The following is a 1846-nucleotide window of genomic DNA, read 5'->3' as shown; positions in this document are numbered from 1 at the left end:
ATGACGAGTTGCCCGATCTTGCGCTCAAGCTGCCCGCTTCTTTTTTCGTGGTGTCGTAATTGCTTGTCTGCCGCGTTCTTGCGTTCAAATAATTCGCTCATACGGTCTTCCAATTCCTTCTTCCAAGCACTGACTTGGGTAGGTGCTATATCGTTCTCCTGAGCGATCTCCTGGATGCTTTTTTCTTCCTTGAGAGCTTCCTTGGCAACTCGGGCTTTGAACTCTGCGGTAAGATGTCTTCTCTTTCGTTTCATTGGTCTTATTTCGGGTTAATTGCCCCGATCAGACCAGCGAATTAATCAATAAACTACTGGCTCCGTTTTGCGGGACCACTTCAATAAAAAGCGTGGTGATATTAGATTCGATGTTTTCGCCTTTAGCGTTCCTCAGAAACCACTTTTTGGGTTTATTCCTGTATATTCAACCTCTAGCATTGATGGTTTCATTATGAAGTCCGACGGATCATTCGTTGATGAATAACAACAAAGCGAACAAGTCGTTGCACCCGACCGCTAGTAGCTGAGTAGTCAGGTTTTACGGCTGTTCTACACGATTGAAACATTAACCGTTTATCGACGCTTTCATCGCGGCCGGTGAACTTTACGTTAGCTATAAAATGAACCTCCAAAAGCAGTGGCCTAATGATATTGACGGCATCTGCCCAAAATGCGGCAAGAATTTCGATGCCAGGGTTAATTTGACTGTTGAACCGAGTAAATATGGTCGTACCGTCCGGAAGATTCATTCCCGAATGCTTGCCGTGCCTTTGCTTGGTTTCCCGATATTGCTCTACAAGGTCTTACACAGTGTTGGACAGGGGAACGTGGTTGACCATACTCAGAGTGATTTGATTTTCATAACGGTATTAGGGTTGGTTGTTCCACCAGTAATTACAGGGCTTCTTGTTTTAACTTCTAAGGTTGTCAGAGTTGTTCGTTGTAATAGTTGTGGCTACACCGAGGATTACGCTATAGAAAATTTGAGCTAACAAGTCGCAGCACCCGACAGCTAGTAGCTGTCGAGTTTGCGACGGCAAACGATTTTACGTCATTGTATCTTTAATTCGCATATCTGCGCCTGATCGCTGCCGGTGTGCTTTACGTTAGCCAAAAAATTATGAACTACAACATCGACCAAATTATCGAAGAAAAACAGGATTACGAAGTTTTACAGTGGTTTGCATCACGCATAGAGGCTGGAGAGCAATTGCACCCCGTTGAAGAAATTCCGGCACAGATCTTTCAAATTGATTTTGCCTATCGCAACGGATTTGTTGACCTTCTTTGGTCGGACCTAGTGAATCTTGTCTATGATGGCCTTCCTGCTCTTGAGGCCTGCGGTTTTCAACCTGCTATCGTGGCTACTCAAGAGCTTCAGTCAGCTCTCAACAAATACAATATTTTCGAACTATTGCAGACGACCGAGGAACCAATTTGCTCACTCGATGAGAAAGGTCGAGATGCTTTGCTTGACGAGGCTTCTAAGCTAGAACAAAAGCACGATGTCATTTCGAGGGAGTTCAGCCGAGGATTACTTGAGGCTGGTTTTGCATATGTACAAAACAACTTAGGCGTTTACCGATCGAATAATCTAGGCTAACAAGTCGCAGCACCCGACAGCTAGTAGCTGTCGAGTTTGCGACAGGTAATCCTTTTACGTCATTGTATCTTTAATTCGCATATTGGCGCCTGATCGCTGCCGGTGTGCTTTACGTTCGGCAATAATAAGAAATCTCTCGGGAGCGATATGCGATACATTCTAAGATTAGCGGTTGTCGGCCTGTGTTGCTTAGTTGCGTCTCAGTGTAGAACGAGTACGAAAACGTCTGAAACCGCTGATGGTTTTG

Annotated in this window: 3 protein-coding genes; 2 read left to right on the top strand and 1 reads right to left on the bottom strand. The window is 44.9% G+C overall.

Annotated features, from left to right (window positions below):
• Positions 1-254, bottom strand: a 254-nt coding sequence (locus HW115_RS19400) for a transposase (RefSeq protein ID WP_178935292.1), incomplete at its 3' end; no start/stop codon positions are given.
• Positions 255-616: 362 nt separating this feature from the next.
• On the opposite strand from HW115_RS19400, the gene HW115_RS19395 reads away from it, so the two are divergent.
• Together HW115_RS19395 and HW115_RS19390 are read left to right on the top strand one after the other, a co-directional pair.
• On the top strand, positions 617-988 hold the full coding sequence (locus HW115_RS19395) for a hypothetical protein (protein WP_178935290.1): 372 nt from the start codon (positions 617-619) through the stop codon (positions 986-988).
• 128 nt (positions 989-1116) lie between these two features.
• Positions 1117-1599: a hypothetical protein gene (locus tag HW115_RS19390; protein ID WP_178935289.1), complete on the top strand. Its 483-nt coding sequence runs from the start codon at positions 1117-1119 to the stop codon at positions 1597-1599.
• The last annotated feature ends 247 nt before the right edge of the window (positions 1600-1846 follow it).

The sequence above is a fragment of the Oceaniferula marina genome, from assembly GCF_013391475.1.
Classification (GTDB): Bacteria; Verrucomicrobiota; Verrucomicrobiia; order Verrucomicrobiales; family Akkermansiaceae; genus Oceaniferula; species Oceaniferula marina.
The sequence above is the reverse complement of the archived record's forward strand: the minus strand, read 5'-3'. Positions and strand labels throughout refer to the sequence as shown.

Excerpts from the sequence above, each read along its gene's own strand:
- HW115_RS19395 (WP_178935290.1), top strand. The coding sequence starts at position 617 with ATGAACCTCCAAAAGCAGTGGCCTAATGATATTGACGGCATCTGCCCA.
- HW115_RS19390 (WP_178935289.1), top strand. The coding sequence starts at position 1,117 with ATGAACTACAACATCGACCAAATTATCGAAGAAAAACAGGATTACGAA.